Source organism: Streptomyces vilmorinianum, from assembly GCF_005517195.1.
Classification (GTDB): Bacteria; Actinomycetota; Actinomycetes; order Streptomycetales; family Streptomycetaceae; genus Streptomyces; species Streptomyces vilmorinianum.
Window position 1 is genome coordinate 4,625,849 of the sequence record NZ_CP040244.1, and the last position, 20,378, is coordinate 4,646,226.

13 protein-coding genes are annotated in these 20,378 nt (G+C 73.8%); 10 read left to right on the forward strand and 3 right to left on the reverse strand.

Features of this window, described 5'->3' with window-relative positions; translation table 11 throughout:
• Positions 1-25 precede the first annotated feature (25 nt).
• A complete protein-coding gene (locus tag FDM97_RS21690) occupies positions 26-628 on the reverse strand; it encodes a TetR/AcrR family transcriptional regulator (RefSeq protein WP_137992145.1) in 603 nt (200 codons plus the stop codon).
• 156 nt (positions 629-784) lie between these two features.
• Between FDM97_RS21690 and FDM97_RS21695 the strand changes: the two genes are divergently transcribed.
• From FDM97_RS21695 to FDM97_RS21730, 7 genes are all read left to right on the forward strand, one after another.
• Positions 785-1,639, forward strand: a complete 855-nt coding sequence (locus FDM97_RS21695; RefSeq protein WP_137992147.1) for a phosphatase PAP2 family protein — start codon at positions 785-787, stop codon at positions 1,637-1,639.
• Positions 1,636-2,613 (forward strand): DMT family transporter, encoded by a 978-nt coding sequence (locus FDM97_RS21700; RefSeq protein ID WP_175439196.1) that lies wholly within the window; start codon positions 1,636-1,638, stop codon positions 2,611-2,613. Before FDM97_RS21695 ends, FDM97_RS21700 begins: the two co-directional genes overlap by 4 nt.
• A gap of 137 nt (positions 2,614-2,750) precedes the next feature.
• Positions 2,751-3,401, forward strand: coding sequence for a MerR family transcriptional regulator (locus tag FDM97_RS21705; RefSeq protein ID WP_254705709.1), 651 nt, complete (start codon positions 2,751-2,753; stop codon positions 3,399-3,401).
• A 51-nt stretch (positions 3,402-3,452) separates the two neighbouring features.
• Entirely contained in the window at positions 3,453-4,460 is a 1,008-nt protein-coding gene (locus tag FDM97_RS21710) for an SPFH domain-containing protein (RefSeq protein ID WP_137992150.1), read from the forward strand.
• The gene (locus tag FDM97_RS21715; protein WP_137992152.1) at positions 4,457-5,350 is read left to right on the forward strand and encodes a hypothetical protein; all 894 of its coding nucleotides are present in this window, start codon (positions 4,457-4,459) and stop codon (positions 5,348-5,350) included. Before FDM97_RS21710 ends, FDM97_RS21715 begins: the two co-directional genes overlap by 4 nt.
• Positions 5,351-6,157: 807 nt before the next feature.
• Complete coding sequence (locus FDM97_RS21725) at positions 6,158-7,858, forward strand: S8 family peptidase (RefSeq protein WP_137992154.1); 1,701 nt, start codon at positions 6,158-6,160, stop codon at positions 7,856-7,858.
• A gap of 204 nt (positions 7,859-8,062) precedes the next feature.
• Positions 8,063-11,020 (forward strand): helix-turn-helix transcriptional regulator, encoded by a 2,958-nt coding sequence (locus FDM97_RS21730; RefSeq protein WP_175439198.1) that lies wholly within the window; start codon positions 8,063-8,065, stop codon positions 11,018-11,020.
• Between the two features lie 7 nt (positions 11,021-11,027).
• Here the strand turns inward: FDM97_RS21730 and FDM97_RS21735 are convergent, their stop codons facing one another.
• Positions 11,028-11,843: a caspase family protein gene (locus FDM97_RS21735; RefSeq protein WP_137992158.1), complete on the reverse strand. Its 816-nt coding sequence runs from the start codon at positions 11,841-11,843 to the stop codon at positions 11,028-11,030.
• 108 nt (positions 11,844-11,951) lie between these two features.
• On the opposite strand from FDM97_RS21735, the gene FDM97_RS21740 reads away from it, so the two are divergent.
• The 3 genes from FDM97_RS21740 (at position 11,952) to FDM97_RS21750 (ending at position 19,333) form a co-directional block, all read left to right on the forward strand.
• A complete protein-coding gene (locus tag FDM97_RS21740) occupies positions 11,952-12,848 on the forward strand; it encodes a DNA/RNA non-specific endonuclease (protein WP_137992160.1) in 897 nt (298 codons plus the stop codon).
• 136 nt (positions 12,849-12,984) lie between these two features.
• Positions 12,985-18,246, forward strand: a complete 5,262-nt coding sequence (locus tag FDM97_RS21745; RefSeq protein ID WP_137992163.1) for a trypsin-like peptidase domain-containing protein — start codon at positions 12,985-12,987, stop codon at positions 18,244-18,246.
• A 25-nt stretch (positions 18,247-18,271) separates the two neighbouring features.
• Positions 18,272-19,333 carry a trypsin-like serine peptidase gene (locus FDM97_RS21750; RefSeq protein WP_137992165.1) on the forward strand — a complete coding sequence of 354 codons (1,062 nt, stop codon included), beginning with the start codon at positions 18,272-18,274 and terminating at the stop codon, positions 19,331-19,333.
• Positions 19,334-19,352: 19 nt separating this feature from the next.
• On the opposite strand, the gene FDM97_RS21755 is transcribed toward FDM97_RS21750, so the two are convergent.
• Positions 19,353-20,339, reverse strand: a complete 987-nt coding sequence (locus tag FDM97_RS21755; RefSeq protein ID WP_254705710.1) for an NADP-dependent oxidoreductase — start codon at positions 20,337-20,339, stop codon at positions 19,353-19,355.
• Positions 20,340-20,378 lie beyond the last annotated feature (39 nt).

Sequence of the window (20,378 nt, forward strand, 5' to 3'; positions counted from 1 at the left end):
CCAGGGTGCCGGAGGGACCGGGCGGTCACACCTCGACGCGCAGCGCCGGCAGGAGTACGGCGTCGACGAAGACGCGCATCGTCGACGCGTCCGCGAACCGCTCCTCGAAGAGCCGCTCGATGCGGAGCATGCCGAGGAAGCAGGGGGCGACGAAGCCGATCGCCGGGTTGTCCGCGTCGATCTCGCCGCGCTCGACCGCCCGCCGCAGCATGTCGTCGATCGCGGCGGCCTCGGGGCTGATGACGGTCTCGCGCAGCGCCGCGCGCAGGTCGGGGTGCTGGACGTACGCCTGGCTGACGGCCTCCATCAGCTCGGCGTCCCGGTCGCGGCGGGTCGCGGCCCGGTGGGCGGCCTCGCGGAGGTCGCCGGCGAGCGAGCCGGTGTCGATGCCGGTGAAGAACGGGCAGCGCTGCTTGGCGAGGGCGGCGGTGACGAGCCGCGGTTTCGTCCCCCACTGCCGGTAGAGGGTGGCCTTGCCGCACTTGGTGCGGGCCGCGACGCCCTCCATGGTGACCGCGTCGTAGCCGCCTTCCCGGAGCAGGCAGATGACGGCCTCGTACAGCTCGGCCTCCCGCTCGGGGGTGATCTTGCCGCGGCGGGCCGCGGCGGTCGCCGCCTGCGTGGACATCGATTCCTCCCGGTCTTCCCGGACAGCTCTCTGCACCTACGAGAGTAGGGGCCGCGCAATCGAGACGCAAACGTATCGAGACGCTTGCGTCTCGATGAATTCGGATCTAGGCTTCCCCCGTTTGCTGCCGATTTGACGGAAAAAAGGGGCCGCGCCATGGCTGCCGGGATACGCGGGATACGGGGGACACGTCCCGCAGGACCGGGGCCGACGGCTACCCCCGGGCAGACCGCGGTGCCGGCCGGCACCGCGGAGCCGACCGGCACCCCGAGACCGTCCCTGGTGCGCGAGCTGCTGCTCGTCACCGCGCTGTTCCTCGTCTACAAGCTCGGCCGGCTCCTCGCGAACGGCCATGAACTGCGAGCCTTCCACAACGCCGACCGGATATGGGAGGCGGAACGGGCCGTGCGTCTGCCCGGCGAGGGCTCGATCCAGGCGCTCCTGCTGCACGGCGAGCCGCTCGTCCGGGCCGCCAACACCTACTACGCGGCCGTGCACTTCCCGGCCACGCTCGCCTTCCTCGCCTGGCTCTACCGGCGCCGCCCGGCCCACTACCTCTGGTCGCGCCGGGTTCTCGCGCTTCTCACCGCCGCCGCGCTCGCCCTGCATCTGCTGATGCCGCTGGCCCCGCCCCGGATGCTCGCCGCGACCGGACTCGTCGACACCGCACGGATCTACGGACCGTCCGTGTACGGCGCGAGCCCCGAGACGGACTCGATGGCGAACCAGTTCGCCGCGATGCCGTCCCTGCACTTCGGCTGGGCGCTGATGGTCGCGATCGGCCTGATCGCCGCCACCCGCGGCCGCCTGCGATGGCTGTGGCTGCTCCACCCCGCGCTGACCCTTCTGGTGATCGTCGGCACGGCCAACCACTACTGGTTCGACGCCCTGGCCGCGGCGGCTCTGCTCGCTCTCGCGCTCGCGGCCGTACGAGCTCCGGGCACCGGACCCGCCGCCCCCGGGCCCCGCCCGCGCGCCGCCTCTCCCCGCCCGGCGGGAGCCCCGCGATGACCGACCTCGACGGCACCGTGCTCGCCGTGCTCCTCTCCCTGGTCTCGGCCGCCGGGTACGCCCTGGCCGCGGTCGCCCAGTCCAGGCTCGCCTCCGCGTCCGACGGGGGACGCGGCGCGCTGCGGGCGCTGCTCGCCCGCGGCCAGTGGTGGTGGGCGGTCGGGCTGAACGCCGCCGGCGCACTCGCCCATGTGGCCGCACTGCACTACGGCCCGCTGACGCTCGTTCAGCCGCTGGGCGCGCTCACCTTGGTGGCCGCGCTGCCGCTCGGGGCGTTCTCCGCACGGCGCCGGGTGACCGGGGCGGAGTGGCGCGGCGCGCTGTGGACGCTGGCGGGCCTCGTCGGGCTCGTCTCGGTCACCGGCCCCGCGGCACCCGGCGACGCGCTCAGCCTGCGCGAGGCCCTGATCGTCGCGGCGGCGACGGCGCTGCTCATCGCGGCCCTCGCCTCGGGCCGGCGCCACAGGGCCCCCGGGCGGGCCCCTGGGCGGGCCCGGGGGCTCGGGCACGCGACGGCCTCCGGGGTCGCCTCGGGTGTCGCCTCCGCGCTGACCCAGACGCTGACCGCCGCGCTCGCGCGCGAACTGCCGGGCGGGACGCCGGCCTGGTGGCAGACGGCCCTGATCGCGGTGCTGATCTCCGCCTTCGCCGTGGGCGGCCTCCTTCTGTCGCAGGCCGCCTACCGGAGCGGGCTGGCGGCGCCGCTGGCCGTGGTGAACCTCTCCAACCCGGCCGCCGCCGCGGTGATCGGCGTGGCGCTGCTCGGGGAGACCTTCCGCGCGGGGGTGTGGGGCTGGCTGATCGCGGCCGCCGCCTCGGTGGTGGCGGCGCGCGGTGTCGTGCTGCTGTCGAGGGGCAGCGGGACGGCCGCCCTGGCCCCGTCCCCGGTCGCCGCCTCCGGGGGGCCGCTGCCCCAGCCCCGTACCGACGCCGAGGCGTCCCCCGCGCCCGCCCCCGCGCCGCTCGCCGGATGACGGCGCCTCACTCCCCCGACGGCGGGCGGTCCCGCGTCACTGGATAGCCGAACTATCCTCGGGTGCCGCGGAGTAGAACTCCTCGATAACCGTGTCGAGATGATGGGAACGGTGAAACACCTTTGCGCCTCTCCGAGTTGAGCGACCGCAGCGGCGTGTCCGTGGCCACGGTGAAGTACTACCTGCGCGAGGGGCTCCTGGCGCCCGGAACCCCCGTCACCGCCCGGCAGTCCGAGTACGGCGAGGACCATCTGCGCAGACTGCGGCTGATCCGGGCGCTGCTGACGGTCGGCGGGATGACGGTCCAGCAGGCCCGGGACGTCCTCGCGGTGGCCGACGACCCCGCCTTCGGCCGCCACGAACGCCTGGGCATCGCCCAGTACATGCTGGGGCCGCGGATCACCCCGCCACAGGACGCCGATCCGGCGCGGCCGCTGTGGGACGAGGTCTTCACGGAGCTGCGCGGCCTGCTGTCCGAGCTCGGCTGGCAGGTGTGCGACGAGGCACCCGCGCTCGCCGCGCTGACCAGAGCCGTCGTGACCCTGCGGTCGCTGGGATACCACGGCGGCGTCGACCACATCCGGCGGTACGCCCTCGCGATGCGTCCGATCGCGGCGGAGGAGTACGCGGTGATCGAGGATCATCCGGTCCTGGAGGAGGCGATCGAGGCGACCGTCGCGTACACGATGCTCTACGAGCCGATCCTGCTGGCGCTGCGGCGCCTGGCGCACGAGGACGTCTCGGCGCGCCTGCACCCGCCGACCGGACGCCCGATTTCGTCATCTTGACGAAAAGCGGAACGCACCCTATCGTCAACATGACGACAAGGGGGAGTTCCCATGGCCGACATCACCCGCCGCGCCGGCTGGCGCCATCTGCGGTCCGCGCCCACCGCGCACATCCGCCACCACCGTCGCGGACGCCTCGTCCACGACGGGACGGGGCTCAGTTTCTGGTTCCGCTCGCTGTCCGCCGCGCTCTCCGAAGTGCCGGTGAACGACCGGGAACTGGCGATGGCGTTCCACGCCAGGACCGCCGACTTCCAGGACGTGAGCGTGCAGTCCACCGTCACGTACCGGATCGGCGAGCCGGAGGCCGCGGCCACCCGGCTCGACTTCTCGATCGACCCGGACACGGGCGCGTGGCGGGGTGCGCCGCTGGAGCAGATCGCCACGCTCCTGACCGAGACCGCGCAGCAGCACGCGCTCGACGTCCTGGCGCGCACCCCTCTCGCCGAGGCCCTCGTCGACGGCGTGGCCGCCGTACGGGACCGGATCGCGGAGGGACTCGGGGCCGAGCCCCGGCTGCCGGCCACCGGTATCGAGGTGGTGGCGGTCCGCGTGGTGGCGATCCGTCCGGAGCCGGAGGTCGAGCGGGCGCTGCGCACCCCGGCCCGAGAGCAGATCCAGCAGGAGGCGGACCGGGCCACGTACGAGCGGCGGGCCGTGGCCGTCGAACGCGAGCGGGCCATCGCCGAGAACGAGCTCGCCAGCAAGATCGAGCTGGCCCGGCAGGAGGAGCGGCTCGTCGACCAGCGCGGCACCAACGCGCGGCGCGAGGCGGAGGAGAGCGCCGCGGCCGACTCCGTACGGGCGGAGGCCGAGGCGCTGCGCACGGTCCGGCTCGCCCGGGCCGAGGCGGAGGCGGCGCGCGAGGTCGGCGAGGCGAGGGCGGCGGCGCAGGCGGCCTGGCTGCGGGTGCACGGGGAGGTCGACCCGGCGACGCTGCACGCACTGGCGGCGACCCGGGCGGCGGAGAACCTGCCGCGGATCGAGAGCCTCACGATCTCCCCCGACGTCCTGACCGGTCTCCTCGCGAAGCTGGGCGGCGGCGGGACGGCGTCATGAGCCTGGCGCCCCGGGCGGTGCTCGTCCACCGCACCACGGAGTACGAGGAGTTGCTCGCCCGCCACGGGACGCACGGCCAGGCCGCGTTCTTCCTGTCCAGCAGGGGCCGGAGCATCGAGGAGGTACGGCTCCGGCACGAGCGCGGCCGGCAGGCGCTGGCGGAGGTGGCGGCCGCGGTGCCCCTGCAGTGGCGGCAGGCGAGGGTGGAGCGCGCCGATCTGGACCGCTTCCTGTTCGGCCCCGAGGACGTGGTCGTGGTGGTCGGGCAGGACGGTCTGGTGGCCAACGCGGCGAAGTACCTCGCAGGGCAGCCCGTCGTCGGTATCGACACCGATCCCGGGCGGAACCCGGGGGTGCTCGTACGGCACCGGGTGGCGGACGCGCGGGCGTTGCTGGCGTCGGCGGAGCGGACCGGGGCGGACGAGCTCACGATGGTGGAGGCGGTCACCGACGACGCGCAGCGGCTTCTCGCCCTCAACGAGATCTACCTGGGCCCACCCGGACACCAGACCGCGCGCTACACCCTCGGGCTCCCGGGCGCGCAGGCGGCGTCCGAAGCGCAGGCCTCCTCCGGCGTCCTGGTCGGCACCGGTACGGGCGCGACGGGCTGGCTCCGCTCGCTCTGGCAGCAGCGGTCCAGCGCCCTGCGGCTGCCCGCCCCGACGGACCCCCGCCTCGCCTGGTTCGTCCGCGAGGCCTGGCCGTCGCCGACCACGGGGACCACGCGCGTGGAGGGCGTCCTGGGCCCCGGGGAGTCCCTGCGCCTCACGGTCGAGTCGGACCGCCTGGTCGCCTTCGGCGACGGGATGGAGTCGGACGCGCTGGAACTGACGTGGGGCCAGACGGTACGGGTGGGGGTCTCGGCGACGGCGCTCCGCCTGGTGGGGTGAGGCCGCCGGGGGGACGGCGGGGGCGGCCGGCGGGGCTGTCTCGGCACGGCTGCCGGCGGGGCGGCCGGGGGCTGTCGGCGCGGCGGCCGGGGCGGCGGCCGGGGGCTGTCGGTGCGGCGGTCGGGGCGGCGGCCGGGGGCTGTCGGTGCGGCGGTCGGGGCGGCGGTCGGGGGCTGTCGGGGCGGCGGCCGGGGCGGCGGTCCGGGCACGCCGGAAGGGGGCGCCGAAGCGCCCGGGCCCGCCCACGCCGCACGGCCGGGCGATGGTGCGGACCCCGGCGACGGCGGCGCGAAGGGCCGGGTTATGGTCTGTACCTGAGTCGCGGCAGCGGGGTGGCCGGGGCCCCTCCCCCCACCCCTCCCTCGCCGCCCTCGGGGGGCGACAAGGGTTTTCCCCGTATCGGGTTCACCTGCTGGTTCCCTACTGTCTGCCGCACCGGCAGATCCCATCCCCCGATCCACGCCCCCCACAGGAGCTCAGGCCCTGTCAGGTGCATGAGGAGAGGTGGGTGGTGTCCGCCGGGGACGGCCTTGACCCGGGCCGTCGCGCCGGTGGCGGCGCACGGGCCCCCCAAGCCCAGGGAGCAACGGACCGCGACCCCACTTCGCCCCGAGGCTCCCGCGCCGCCGCCACTGCTCCGCACCTACGTCGTGCTTGAAAGGGAACACCTTGAACAGTTCCAGGCGGAGAGTCATATCCGTCGTGGTTGCGAGCGCCGCGATCATCGGCGCCGCTGCCACCACCTCCGGGGCGTTCGCCGCCGCCCCGGCCGCTGCCACCCCGAAGCCGGCTCCGGCTTCCCAGGCGATGACCGCGCTGCCCAGCGCCCCGGTCGAGAAGGTCATCGTCACCTACAAGTCCCAGGCCGCCGAGGCCGGTTCCAACGCCGCCGCGAAGAGCGACGCGGCCGCCAAGGGCGCCGAGACCGGCGAGAGCCTCTCCTTCGAGCGTCGCCTCGCGAGCGGTGCCGCGCTGGTCGACCTGGGCGACAGCGCCACGAAGCAGGACGTCACCGAGGTCATGGACGCCTTCCGCGCCGACCCCTCGGTCGCCTCCGTGGAGCCCGACATCCGCGCGTACGCGATGGCGGTCACCCCGAACGACACGGACTACGCCAAGCAGTGGGACCTCTTCGAGGCCACCGGCGGCATGAACGTTCCGCCCGCCTGGGACAAGACGACCGGCTCCGGTGTCACCGTCGCCGTGATCGACACCGGCTACGCGGCCCACTCGGATCTGGCGTCCAACGTCGTCTCCGGCTACGACTTCATCTCCTCCTCCGCCGACGCCCGCGACGGCAACGGCCGTGACGCGGACGCCAAGGACGAGGGCGACTGGAACGCCACCGACGGTGAGTGCGGCACCGGCTCCCGCGCGTCCGACTCCTCCTGGCACGGCACCCACGTGGCCGGCACCATCGGCGCGGTCACCAACAACACCAAGGGCATCGCGGGCATCGCGTACAACGCGAAGATCCAGCCCGTGCGTGTCCTCGGCAAGTGCGGCGGTTCCTCCTCGGACATCGCCGACGCCATCACCTGGGCCTCCGGCGGCAACGTGCCGGGCGTCCCGGCCAACCCGACCCCGGCCAAGGTCATCAACCTGAGCCTGGGCGGCGCCAGCTCCACCTGCCCGAGCGTCTACCAGAACGCGATCAACGGCGCCGTCTCGCGCGGTACCACCGTCGTCGTCGCCGCGGGCAACAGCAACGCCAACACGTCCGGCTTCACGCCCGCGAACTGCTCGAACGTCATCACCGTGGCGTCGACCAGCCGCGAGGGCAACCGGTCGTTCTACTCGAACTACGGCTCCCTCGTGGACGTGGCGGCTCCGGGCGGCGAGACCCGCCGCGGCACCGACACGCCCGGCACGGTGACCACCCCCGAGAACGGCATCTACTCCACGCTGAACTCGGGCGCGACGACCCAGTCGACCGAGAACTACGAGCCCTACCAGGGCACCTCGATGGCCGCGCCGCACATCGCCGGCCTGGCCGCCCTGCTGAAGTCGGCCAAGAGCACCCTCACGCCGGCCGAGATCGAGTCCGCGATCAAGGCCAACGCCCGCCCGCTGCCCGGCACCTGCACCGGCGGCTGCGGCGCCGGCATCGCCGACACCGCGAAGACCGTGGACGCCGTCACCGGCACCACCACGCCGCCGACCGGCACGGTCTTCACCAACGCGACGAACGTGACGATCTCCGACCACACCACCGTGTCGTCCTCGATCGCCGTCACCGGCCTCGCCGGCAACGCCCCCGCCGCCCTCAAGGTCGGCGTGGACATCAAGCACACCTGGCGCGGGGACCTGGTCATCGACCTGATCGCCCCCGACGGCACGGTGCGCAACCTGAAGGCCTCCAACTCCTCCGACAGCGCCGACAACGTCCTGACCACGTACACGGTCGACGCGTCGAGCGAGGCGGCCAACGGCACCTGGAAGCTCCAGGTCCGCGATGTGTACTCGGGTGACACCGGCTACATCGACTCGTGGAGCCTGACCTTCTGAGCCCCACCTGAACCACCCCCCACAACAGCATCATTGCTGGTCAGCGGCGCGCTCGTGGTCTACACCACGAGCGCGTCCTGGCGTGGTGACCGAATCGTGTTGTCCGTATGCCGGACAAGAGGCCTGGACTGCGCCGGTACGCTCCGTATTCTCTGCCCCACGGGGCTCACGGGCAGGGCCCGAGTGCCGGAGGGTGGTGGATACGTGACGACAGCGCCTCACCACCTTGCGCCGGTGGGCCGGGAGGAACTGCTCGCCCGTCTGGAGCGCGTGCTGCACACCCGTGGACGTGCCCTGCTCACCGGTCCGGCGGGCGTCGGCAAGACCGAAGTGGCCCTGGCGGAGGCGGCCCGGGCGGAGTCCCGCGGCGAGACCGTCCTGTGGCTCGCGACGCTGCCGGCCGACCGGGACATACCGGGCGCGGCGGCGGCCGCGCTCGTCGCCTCCGTGGCGGCCACGGTGACCTGGCCCGGCGCGAACGCCCCGGGCACCCTCCTCCCGCCCGGCCCGGCCGAGCCCGAGACGCCCGGCCACCGAGGCGGTCCCGCACCGCAGAGCATCCCCACGCCCCGCGCCGAACTCTCCTCGGACGGCGACCCCGCGGGTCATGCCGGGGATCCCGGCGGCTTCCGTACGGTGGTCGGCTCGGTCACCGCGTCCGGGGTCTTCGACGGGCTGCCCGGACCCCAGCGGACCGCCGTCGCCATGCTCTGCCGCGAGGCGCCCCTGCACGACGGCGGCTGGGACCCGATCGCCCTGCGCCTCGGCCTCGCCCAGATCCTGCGCGCCCTCACCGCGCGCGGCCCCGCGCTGCTCGTCGTCGACGGGATGCAGCACATCGACGCGGACAGCGCCGACCTGCTGCGCTTCGCCCTGCACCTCGCCCCGCCGGCGCTGCGGGTCGTCGCGGTCGAGACCCCCGAGGCGTACGGCGCCGAGGACGGCCACGACACGCGCCTGTGGGTGCCGTCGGAGGCCGACATCCTGCTCGTCCCTCCGCTGCAGGCCGACGAGATCGCCGAACTCCTCATCCACCACCGGCTGCCGTCCCGGATGGCCGGCCGTATCCACAAGGCGAGCGGCGGCAACCCCCGGCTCGCGCTCGCGGTCGGCCGCTCGCTGGCCGACGCGCGCACCCCCGTCCACCACGCAGAGGCGCTCACCCTGTCCGGGCGCGCCCGCGACCTGGCCCGCCAGCTCCTCTGCGCGGCGCCACCCGACGTCCGCGAGACGCTGCTCCTCGCCGCCCTCGCCCTGCGCCCCACGGCGGCGCTGGTCCGCCGGGCGGGGCGGCCCAACGCGGAGGCGGACCTGGCGGCGGCCGAGCGCGCCGGCCTGGTCTCGCTCGCCGAGGACGGCACGGTCGCCTTCACCGCGGGGCTGCTCCCCTCCACCCTGGTCCACGACGCCTGCTGGGCCGAGCGCAGCGCGGGGCACGCCGCGCTCGCCGGGGTCGTGGACGACTCCGTCGAGGCGGTACGGCACCGGGCGCTGGCCACCGACATCCCCGACGAGGCCCTCGCCGCCGAGGTCGCCGAGGCCGCCGATCTGGCGCGGCGCCGCGGCAACAGCGCGCTCGCCGCCGAACTGGCGCTGCTCGCCGCCGAGTCGACGCCCGTGCAGCACGCCACGCACCGGATCGTGCGGCTCGTGGACGCGGCCGAGGAGGCCGCCCGCGCCGCCCGCGCCGACCTCGCGATGCGGGCGGCCACCGATCTGCTGGCCCGGGACGCGGCTCCGTCCGACCGGGTGCGGGCCCGGCTCGCGGTCCTCGACACCGCGGGCCAGGGACTGACCGGGCTCGACGAGATGTACGTACACGCCATGGAGGACTCCGAGGGCGACACCGCGCTGCGGTCGGGCGTGCTGCTCCGACTGGCCGTCAAGTACGTGCTCGCGGACGGCGATCCGCTGCGCTCGCGGGCCGCGGCCGTCGAATCCGCCGCGCTGGCCGCCTCGATGGGCGATCCCCGGACGGCGGCCCAGGCCCTGACCGTACAGGCGCGGATGGACCGGGCCCTGGGGGACCCGGACGCGGAGTCGGTCCTGGCCCAGGCGCGCGGCCTGGAGATGGCCGAGCGTCCGCTCGGGATCCGCAACGCGGCGCAGATCCTGACGATCCGTCACGCGCTCTTCGACGACCGTCTCGCCGACGCCCGCGACCAGCTGAACGCCCTGCTGCCGCTGGTGCAGCGGCGGGGCTCTGTCGAGGACACCATCGAGCTGTTCTCGACGCTCGCGGCGATCGAGTCCCGGATCGGCGCCTGCCCGGCGGCCCTCGTGCACGCGGGGCAGTCGCTCGCGCTGACCCTGGAGGCGGGGCTCTCCCCCGGTCCCGCCTGGTACACGCTGGCGCTCGCGGAGACGGCCGGCGGCGGCTTCGGGCGCGCGGCGAGCTACGCCCGGCGCAGCGTCCAGGCGTCGGAGGAGGAGGGCGACCGGGTCTTCCTCTCCCGCAGCCTCTACGCCCTGGGCCGCGTCCAGCTGATCAACGGGGACGTCGCCTCGGCCCTGGAGACCCTGCGCCGGGTGCAGGTCAACGAGCGCGCCCAGTCCACCGTCGACCCCTCGATGCTGCGCTGGCACGAGGAGCTTGCCGAGGCCCTGCTCGCCAACGACGCGGCGCGGGAGGCGGCCGATCTGCTCGCCGAGGTGCGTCCGGTCGCGGAACGGCTGGGCCGGGCGACCGTGCTCCTCGGCTGCGACCGGGCGTACGCCCTGTGTCTGGCCGCGGGTGGGAAGACGGACGAGGCGGCGGAGCTGCTCACCCGGACCGCCGAGCGGTTCGACGAGGCCGGACTGCCGCTGGAGCACGGCCGGGCGCTCATCTCGCTGGCCCGGGTGGAGCGGCGGCGCCGTCGCCGGTCGGCGGCGCAGAGCGCTCTGCAGGCGGCGGCAGCGGTGTTCGAGCGGGCGGGCGCGGCCCCGTGGCTGGCCCTGACGAGCGAGACCCCGGCCGGGGAGGACTCCCTGCCCGCGCTCTCCTCGCTCACGGACGCGGAGCTTCGTCTGGCCCATCTGGTGGGGCAGGGCGCCAGCAATCAGGAGGCCGCGGCCAAGCTCTATCTGAGCGTGAAGACGGTCGAGGCGCGTCTCACCCGGATCTACCAGAAGCTGGACGTCCGCTCGCGGGCGCAGCTGGCCACCGCTCTGCGAGGCTGAGCGCGGGTCATACGGTGAAGGGCTTCTGGCGCAGGAACGCGGGAGCCGGACTTCCGGTCGTGTAGAGATTCGGGCTCTGCGTGGCGGGCAGCCGGCTCTGGATCGCGCGGTGGAAGGTCCGGTAGCCGCCGCGGAAGGCGCCTTCCTCCCAGACCTCGAGCAGCGCCCCGGTGAAGGCTCCGTTGACCGGGCCGTCGTTGGCGACCTGGTTGTCCTGGCAGGCCGAGATGAGGATCGCCGCGGGCCCCCGCACCTCGCCGTCGGGAGGGGCCGCCTTCTTGAGGGAGCGCTGCAGCTCCTCGAAGAAGCCCTGGTCCCGCTCGTAGATCTGCTGCTGTTTCGGTACGGGCATGAGCCGTATCCCGGTCTCGGGCAGGGGTGCCCCCGGGAGCTCGATGCCGCTGCCGCTGTGGCAGCAGTCGAGCAGGGCGAAGATCCGGACGCCGTCGGCGAAGCCCCGGAACTCCTGGTACAGCTCGTCGTCGAGGAACTGGCGGTCGTACAGCACGAGAGTCTCGTCGAGTTCGTCCGGCTCGTCGTCGGGCCCGGTGACGTCGGGGACCTGTCCGCCGTGACCCGAGTAGGTGAAGAGCAGGATGTCGCCGGGTTCCAGTTTGCCGGCCGCCTGGCGCAGCGCCGCGGTGACGTTGTCGACGGTGCAGTCGGGGGTCAGCAGGACGGTGTCGGAGAAGCCCTTGGCGCGGGCGAGCCGGGCCATGTCGTGGGCATCGTTCTCGCAGGCCACGAGGGCGCCGTCCCAGCCCTCGTAGCGGTCGGGGTCGACTTTGTTGAGTCCGAGGTGGAGGGAGAGTCCGGCGGGCATGGGGTGCCTCCTTGGACAGAGAGGGGAGGGAGGCTCCGGGGAGCGGCTGTTCGAGTGGCCTGCGGCCCGGTGCCGAGCGCGGCCCTTCATGCGCGGTACTTACATCGTATGGAACACACCGATCCCCCGTCTTCTCCGCCGCACCCGCGCGCCGGCGGACCCCGCCGTGACTCTCTCGCCGACCGCACCGGCTACGACGAGGCCTTCCTGGGGCCTCTCGTGCCGCTGCCGCTGCCCGTCCGCACCTCGGTGGCGACGGTGATCCTGCCCTACACCCACTTCACCGTGGTCTTCCGGCCGGACCGGCGGCTCGCCGCCGCGACCGCGGTCTGCATCGAGGGGGAGCAGCTGGCCGAGGACGTCCCCCGGGACGACGTCTGGGAGTTCGACCCGCGGCTGCCCGCGGATCAGCAGGCCGGCAACGACATCTACCGGAACAACAGCCTGGATCGGGGCCATCTGGTGCGCCGGCTCGATCCGGTGTGGGGCGCCCCGGCCGTGGCGGCCCTGGCCAACACGGACACGTTCCACTACACGAACGCCGCCCCGCAGGCGGACGTGTTCAACCAGGGCAAGCAGCTCTGGCAGGGCCTGGAGAACTATCTCCTGGACCACGCGGCCGAGTTCGACCGGAAGCTGACCGTGCTCACAGGGCCGGTCCTGCACGACTCGGACCCGCCCTACCGGGGTGTCCAGGTGCCGCTGCGGTTCTGGAAGGTGGCGGCGTTCATGCAGGACGGGGCGCTGGCCTCGACCGCGTACGTCCTCGATCAGAGCCCCGACCTGACGCGGGACGCCGAGCGGGCGCTCGCCGGGGCGAAGGCGGGCGCGCCGCCGCCGCTCGGCCCGTTCCGGACGTACCAGGTGCCAGTCTCGGACGTGGCGGAGCTGACCGAGCTGGAGTTCGGTCCGCTGCCCGACGTCGACCTGATGCCGCCGACGCGGGCCCCGGAGGACCGCTGGCGGCGCCTGGAGTCGTACGACGACATCGCCATGTACACCTGAACCGGCCGCGAGCCCGGCCCCGGCGGCCGGCGGTCCGGCCGTGTGCCCGTTTGCCACCACCCCCGGCCGGTGAAACCATGACAGGTATCAGTCAGCACGTCTGACGCTGCGCGATAACCGCTCGGGCAGGTGCGGTATGCCGCTCACCGAAACGGAATGGGGACTCGTCACCGGCTGGGTGCGGGACTACCTTCTCGACACCCCCGATCCCCACACGCGCCTGCGGGACACCGGGTTCTCCCCGGACTTCGTGGAGGACCTCGTCCTCACTCCGGACCGCGACGAGAACGCGCGGCTCGTGGTGCGGGCGGCCCGCAGGGACATCGCCCACCAGCGCAGACTGCTCGACGTCCTGGCCGGACCCGAGGTGCTCATGGGCGCGGACGAGGCGCCCACCTCCTCGTTCGAGCGGACCGCCCAGGCGAGGATCCTGCTGACGCGGCTGCGGGAGGACGAGGAGGTGCTGCGCTCCTCCCAGGACCCGTTCCGCACGCTGCTTCTCACGAACGGCACCGAGGCGTTCATCGACCGGGCCGGGCTGCGCGAGAAGCTCCGCGGCTTCGTCGCCGATCCGGAGCAGACGGTGCTGGTGGTGGACGGCGAGCCCGACAGCGGGCGCTCGTACTCGTACCGCCTCATCCGCCATCTCGGGCAGCACTGCGGTTTCCGTCCGGTACGGGTGACGCTCTCGCGCACCACCACCGCCGCGCGCCTGGTGGAGCGTCTCGCCGATTTCGTGGGCGGTCCGGGTGCCGACCGGTTGCCGTTGAATCCCACACAGTTGAACGATCCACTGCCGTCGATCGACGACGCCGTGCACCGGATCGTCAGCCGGGCGACCGCCGCCGAGGAACGCTTCTGGCTGGTGCTCGACGAGTGCGACAAGCTCGATCCGAACACGGACGTCTGGGACTGCATCGGCAAGCTCGCGCTCGCCGTCTACGAGCACACGCCGGTACGCAAGGACGCCGTGCCCCGGCTCGTCCTGCTCGGCTACTCCCCCACGATGCGCCAACTCCCGTACGACATCCGCAAGAACGAGTGCCGCGACACCGCACGAGCAGCGAGCGAGAACGATCTGCGGGAGTTCTTCCGGGAGTTCTTCACCCAGGAGTGCTCCGCACCGGACGAGGCGAGGATCGCCGAGCTGGTGGACGTGGCCGTCGCCGAGGTCGTGCGCGCGGTCGACACCCCCGGTTCGACGGACAGTCACATGCGCCGGGTGTGCACCGCCGTGGAGGAGACGGTACGGCTGTACCGCTCCCTCGCCCCCGGCGGCGACCTCACGGAGGTCCTGCACCTGACCGGGCGGGCGACGGCCGGTACGGCGCCGCCCGCACTCCCCGAGCTGCGCCGCGCCTACCGCGAAGCGGCCTGCCTCCTCGACGAGTTCGATCCCGCCCGGCTGCGGCTGCCCGGCGAGGAGCACCCCACCGGCCAGGCCGCCCTGGCACTCGTCGACGACTGTACGGCGCCGGCCGCGCACCCCGCCAGGACCTGGGCCCTCACGCCGGAGGTCCGTGAGCGGACACTGGCCTCGCTCGCCGGACCCGAGGCGGCCCGGAGCGCCCTGGAAGCCAACATCGACCTCGTCCCCGAGGGGCCCGGCACCGAGCGCACCGCCCTCGCCCTGCTGTCCGGTGTCCCTCCCGACACCCGGCCGCAGGACGTCCAGGGGCTCTCGGACACCCTCCAGGCCGTGCTGTGGCTGAGCCGCGTCCCCGGCGTCTCGGGACTGCCCGACATCGACGGCATCCAGCACCGTCTGGAGCGGGCCCGGCTGCTCCAGCCGATGGAACGGCTGATCCAGGGGACCGTCCACGGGCGGCAGCGCGAACTCGACTCCCTGCGCGCCTACATCGACCTACCCGCCGAGCCGGCCGAACCGCCCGTCCTCATCCACGGAGTGGGCGGCGTCGGCAAGAGCACCCTGCTCGCCGCGTTCCTCGTCGAGAGCCTCCAGGACTCCCCCACCGGATTCCCCTTCGCCTACATCGACTTCGAACGGCCGACGCTCTCCATCCACGAACCGGCCACCGTGATCGCCGAGGCCGCCCGGCAGCTCGGCATCCAGTACCCGGACCGGCGCGCCGCGTTCGACGCCCTCGCCGACGAGTGCGAGGAGACCGCCGCGTCCCAGCGGGGCGAACGCGACCGGCTCGACGAGCTGTACGCGCTCTCCGCCACCCGCGCGACGCTCGGCCGCGACTACTCCGCCGGGTTCCACGCCCGGGCCAGCGCCCGCGAGCAGGAGCTCGCGCAGAAGGCCGCCGGCCTGGTCGCCGAGGCCGTGCGCACCCCTGCCGGGGAGATGGACCCGCCGCTGGTGATCGCCCTGGACTCCTTCGAGAAGGCCCAGTACCGCGGTTCGCCGGCCATCGCCCGGATGTGGGCGATCTGGACGGCGCTGCGCGCCGCCTATCCCCGGCTGCGCTACGTCGTCTCCGGACGGGCTCCCATCGACCACCCCGCCAAGGTGCTCGCGCCCCGCTCCATGGAACTCGGCGATCTCGACGAACAGGCCGCCGTGGACCTCCTGATGTCCTGCGGGGTCGACGACGAGGCCGTCGCCCGGGACCTCGTCGACCGGGTCGGCGGCCATCCGCTCAGCCTGAAGCTGGCGGCACGCACCACCGTGCTCCTGGGCGCCGGATCCAAGCCGCTCGGCGAGGTGCTGGACAGCCTGCCGTCGCGCCGGCGCTACTTCCACCACCAGGTCGACCAGATGCTCATCCAGGGCACGCTGTACGACCGCATCCTCAAGCACATCGCCGACGACGACGTCCGCGCGCTGGTGCAGGCGGGCCTGGCCCTGCGGGCCATCACCCCGGAGCTGATCCAGGACGTCCTCGCCGGACCGGCCGGGCTGTCCGTCGACTCGCCCGAGCAGGCCCGTTCGCTCTTCGGCCGGCTGGTCTCGCGGCTCGATCTGATGGAGTCGGCCGGTCCCCAGGCCGTACGGCACCGGGCGGATCTGCGCTCGATCATGCTGCGCCTGTCGGACACCGCGCGCACCGACCTGATGCGCGCCGTCGACCATCGGGCGGTGGAGCACTACGCGGCCCGCGAGGGCCCCCGGGCACGCGCCGAGGAGATCTACCACCGACTGCGGCTCGGCGAGAACCCCCGTACGGTGGAGGAGCGTTGGGAGCCCGGCGTCGGCGGGTACCTGACCGGGTCCGACCGGGACATGCCGGCCCGCTCGGCGGCCTTCCTCCTTGGGAGGACCGGCGGGCACGTACCGGACCGGATCATGGCGGAGGCCGACCAGGAGGACTGGGAGCGGATCGCCGCCCGCGAGGTCGAGGACCTGCTCACCCAGGGGTACGTGGAGGCGGCCACGGACCGGCTGTCCGAGCGCCGGCCGTGGACGCCGTGCAGCCGGCTGCACGGGCTCCTCGTGGAGACGCTGGCCAGGTCCGGGCGGGTCGCCGAGGCGCGCGCGAGCGCCGAGCAGGCCGTGGACCGGGCAGAGGAGGCGGGCTGCGCCGAGACCCGGCTCGAACTGCTCCAGCTCTCCGCCCGTCTCGCCCAGGACGAGGGCGACCTCGCGGACGCCGACCACGACCTGCAGGAGGCGGAGGACGTCGCGTCCGGTCTCGGCCTCGGCCTCGAGTCGATGGGCGTCCTGGTGGCCAGGTCGCGCCTCGCGGCGCTCTCGGACGAGGGCTCCGCCGAGATGGACGCCCGTCTCGCCAGCACCCTGCGCGGCATGCCGGACGAGGAGCTGGCCCGGCAGCCCGCCCTGGCACGCGCCGCGGCGGCCACGGCCTCCCGGGTCGATCCCCAGCTCCTGGAGCACACCCTGCGGCTCGTGGGGCTCCCGGCCGACGACGAGCCGGTGATCGACGCCCTCGCCCGCTGGATCGACGCGGCCATGGCCGACGAACCGCAGCTGCGGGAACCCCTGACGCGGATCCTGGAGTCGGCGGCCGGAGCACGGCCGCAGGAGCCCGCTCCCGGCGCCGGGATGGCGCGCGCCGACGTGGAGCAGGCCCTGCGGGAGGCCCGCAGGCGCGGCACGCTGGACAGCCTCGCCTGGCATGCCCTCACGCTCCACGACGGCAGCGGTGACCTGGTCGAGGGCGTGGCCGCCGCGATGGGTGTGGGCGTCCCGGCACGCGGGCCCGGGCCTGCGGCCCGCATCGCCGCGGGCGGGGAAGGCGCCGGCGGGGAAGGCGGGGACGGTGCGCCGCTGTGGTCGCACAGGCCGCCCGATGCGGCCGAGGGGGCGGTGCGCACGGTTCCGTATCTCACCCCCGAGGATCTCGTACGGGTGCGCGACGCCGCCCTGGACGCGGGGCTCGCCGAGAGCAGCGTCCGGCCGCTGCTCCTCGCGGGCACCACGCCCCGCTTCCGGGCGAGCCTTCCGACGATGGACAGTCCGCTGCGGCAGATGCACTCCGACCTGGCCACGATGAACCAGGTCGAGCGGCTGATCGACGGGACCGTGCCGCTGGAGGTCTGGCTGCGCAACGCGATCGCCCAGACCGTGGAGACGGGCCCGCTCAGCGTGCTGCAGCGCGCCCTGGACGATGTGGCGCGCGACGCCGCCGGGGAACCGGACCTCCCGCCCGAGATGATGCCCGCCGAGACCAAGGAGGAGATCATCTTCCGGGACGACACCGTGCCCTTCGAGTTCCTGCACGGCGGCTTCCTGGCCGGTGCGTCGGTGGCCCGTCTGAAGGTCCCGCCCTACGACGCGGGCCGGCCGCTGCAGCCCGCCTATCCGCACGCGGGCACCGGCTGGCTCATCGCCCCCGGGCTGCTGATCACCAACCACCATGTGGTGAACGCCCGTACGCGCTCGCCCGGGGTCCGGCTCAGCGTGGCCGAGGACGACCTCCAGCTCCAGGTGCGCAACTCCCGTTCGCGCTTCGACTACGGCGCCGACGAGGCGGAGACGGAGGAGGTGACGGCGGACGCGCTGGTCGCCTGGGACGAGGCGCTCGACTACGCGATCATGCGGCTCGCGGCCGGGCTGCCGCCCCGGCCGGTGCTCCGGGTCGCGTCCGCGCCCCTGCTCCTGACCGGTCGCGAACCGGTCGCCGTGAACATCATCCAGCACCCCGGCGGGCAGCCCAAGCGCGTGGCGCTGCGCAACAACCTCGTCTTCGAGGCGGACGAGCGCGATGTCCGCTACTTCACCGACACCCGCAGCGGGTCCTCCGGTTCGCCGGTCTTCACCGACGACTGGACGGTGGTGGCGCTCCATCGCGGCACCCGCCGGGTCGAGGAGGTCAACTACCAGGGAAGGACGACGGCGTTCGTGAACATCGGTACGCAGATGAGCCGGATCCTCGCCCATCTCCGGGAGCACAGGGCGGAGTTGTACGAGGAGATCATGCGGGCGCAGTCGGCGACGCCGGTCCCGGAGGACCATGTGTGGGCCGCATGAGCAACTGAGCTGGAGGAGGCGGGAGATGCGGTACGGATCACCGGTCGCGACCGATCCCGAGCGGGTCTTCGACGACCTGCGGGAGGTCGCCGCACGGGTGCGCGGGCATCTGGAGGCGGAGATCTCCGAGTCGGTGGAGGAGCTGCCGACGGACGCGGCGCCGGCGGGCCAGATCGCCCGCTTCGCGCAGGAGGAACGGGCCCGGGTCCTGGAGGCCGGGGTCGCCGGGCTGGAGAAGCTGGCCGCCCACCGCGCCGACGAGATCGACGAGGACGAGTACTTCGGGGTGGAGGCGATCGTCCTCCTCGAGGGCAGGCCCGCGATCCTGGTGCAGGGGCAGGACTTCGCCGTGCAGGAGGGCGACTGGTCCGTCCTGGACGGCGGCCGGGCGGCGATCCGCGAGTCCATCGCGCGCGTGGGCCGCGTGGAGGTGACCGGGCACCCGAGTCTGGACTGGGTGGGCACCGCCTTCCTGGTGGGTCCACGGACGGTGATGACCAACCGGCACGTGGCCGTGGAGTTCAGCCGCGCCGAGGGCGCAGGCTGGTCCTTCCAGCAGGGCATGTCCGCGCGCGTGGACCCGGGCGAGGAGCTGCCCGTCTCCCCGGCCCCGGCCGCCGCCCCGCCCCCGTACGAGATCACCGAGGTGATCGGCATCCATCCGGACGTCGACATGGCTCTCCTGCGGGTCGCCCCGCCGGACGGCGGCGCGCTCCCCGCCCCGCTCGCGGTGGCGGCCGACGCGCCCGCGAGCGTGCCCGGCCGGCCGGTGTACGTGATCGGCTACCCGGCCTGGGACGGCCGCCGCAACGAGCCCGAGTCGATGCGGCGGATCTTCATGGACATCTACAACGTGAAGCGTCTCCAGCCGGGCACGGCGACGGAGTTCGCCCCCGGCGGCCTGGTGATGAAGCACGACTGCTCCACCCTCGGCGGCAACAGCGGCTCCCCGGTCTTCGACCTCACGGACCACCGGGTACTGGGCCTGCACTTCGGCGGCCGCTACCGTCTGGGCAACTTCGCGGTACCGCTGTGGGAGCTGGTCGACGACCCGCTGCTGGCCCGTGCGGAGGTCAACTGGGTCTGAATCAGCGGCTCCTGCCGGATCAGCCGACGTGCCGGGAGGTCGTGGCCGCCGCGGGCTCCCCGACGACCAGGACGATCTTGCCGGTGGTGCGTTCGGTCTCTCCCAGGGCGTGGGCCTTGGCGGCCTCGGCCAGGGGGAACGTGGCCTCGATGTGGGCCCGCAGGGTGCCCGCCCGCGCAAGCTCGGCGACGGCGTTCATACCCGTGTGGTCGGCCTCGACGAGAAGGGTCTCCACCCGGACGCCCCGCTCCGCGGCCTTCTTCGGCTCGTCCGGGTCGGTGGGCGGCAGGAGCGAGACGAGCGTGCCGCCGGGGCGCAGGACGTCGAGGGAGTGGGCGCGGGTGTCGCCGGAGAGCGGGTCGAGGACGATGTCGATGTCCTGGGCGGCGTCGCGGAAGTCGGTGGTGCGGTAGTCGATGACCTCGTCCGCGCCGAGGGAGCGGACGAAGTCGTGCTTGGGCGCGCTCGCGGTGCCGATGACGTACGCGCCGCGGGACTTGGCGATCTGGACGGCGAGGTGGCCGACGCCGCCGGCGGCCGCGTGGACGAGGACCCGCTGCCCGGAGCGGACCCCGGCGGTGTCGACGAGGGCCTGGTACGCGGTGAGGGCGGCGAGCGGGAGGGCGCCGGCCTGGACGTGGTCGATGCCGGCGGGCTTGTGGGCGAAGGCCCGGGCGGGGGCGGTCACGTACTCGGCGTGCGAACCGACCCCGTACGGGTAGGGGAGCATGCCGAAGACCTCGTCGCCGGGCTTGAAGAGGGTCACGCCGAAGCCGACGGCCTCGACGACACCGGAGACGTCCCAGCCGAGGACGAGCGGCAGGCGGTCGAGGAAGAGGCCCTGGGAGCGGTGCTTCCAGTCGGTCGGGTTGACTCCGGCGGCGCGGACGGCGACCAGGATCTGGCTCGGTCCCGGGACGGGCCTGGGGAGCAGCACCTCCTTGAGCACCTCGGGGGCTCCGTGGGTGTCCTGGCTGATGGCGCGCATGGTGGCGTTGTTCGTCATGCGTCCAGGTTCGCGGCCGGACCCGGCTCCGTACCATGG

What these genes read in the sequence shown, in the direction of transcription:
- FDM97_RS21690 (WP_137992145.1), bottom strand. Translation starts at nt 628, where the DNA reads ATGTCCACGCAGGCGGCGACCGCCGCGGCCCGCCGCGGCAAGATCACC.
- FDM97_RS21740 (WP_137992160.1), top strand. Translation starts at nt 11,952, where the DNA reads ATGGAACACACCGATCCCCCGTCTTCTCCGCCGCACCCGCGCGCCGGC.
- FDM97_RS21695 (WP_137992147.1), top strand. Translation starts at nt 785, where the DNA reads ATGGCTGCCGGGATACGCGGGATACGGGGGACACGTCCCGCAGGACCG.
- FDM97_RS21710 (WP_137992150.1), top strand. Translation starts at nt 3,453, where the DNA reads ATGGCCGACATCACCCGCCGCGCCGGCTGGCGCCATCTGCGGTCCGCG.
- FDM97_RS21735 (WP_137992158.1), bottom strand. Translation starts at nt 11,843, where the DNA reads ATGCCCGCCGGACTCTCCCTCCACCTCGGACTCAACAAAGTCGACCCC.
- FDM97_RS21715 (WP_137992152.1), top strand. Translation starts at nt 4,457, where the DNA reads ATGAGCCTGGCGCCCCGGGCGGTGCTCGTCCACCGCACCACGGAGTAC.
- FDM97_RS21725 (WP_137992154.1), top strand. Translation starts at nt 6,158, where the DNA reads ATGACCGCGCTGCCCAGCGCCCCGGTCGAGAAGGTCATCGTCACCTAC.
- FDM97_RS21750 (WP_137992165.1), top strand. Translation starts at nt 18,272, where the DNA reads ATGCGGTACGGATCACCGGTCGCGACCGATCCCGAGCGGGTCTTCGAC.
- FDM97_RS21700 (WP_175439196.1), top strand. Translation starts at nt 1,636, where the DNA reads ATGACCGACCTCGACGGCACCGTGCTCGCCGTGCTCCTCTCCCTGGTC.
- FDM97_RS21755 (WP_254705710.1), bottom strand. Translation starts at nt 20,339, where the DNA reads ATGACGAACAACGCCACCATGCGCGCCATCAGCCAGGACACCCACGGA.
- FDM97_RS21745 (WP_137992163.1), top strand. Translation starts at nt 12,985, where the DNA reads ATGCCGCTCACCGAAACGGAATGGGGACTCGTCACCGGCTGGGTGCGG.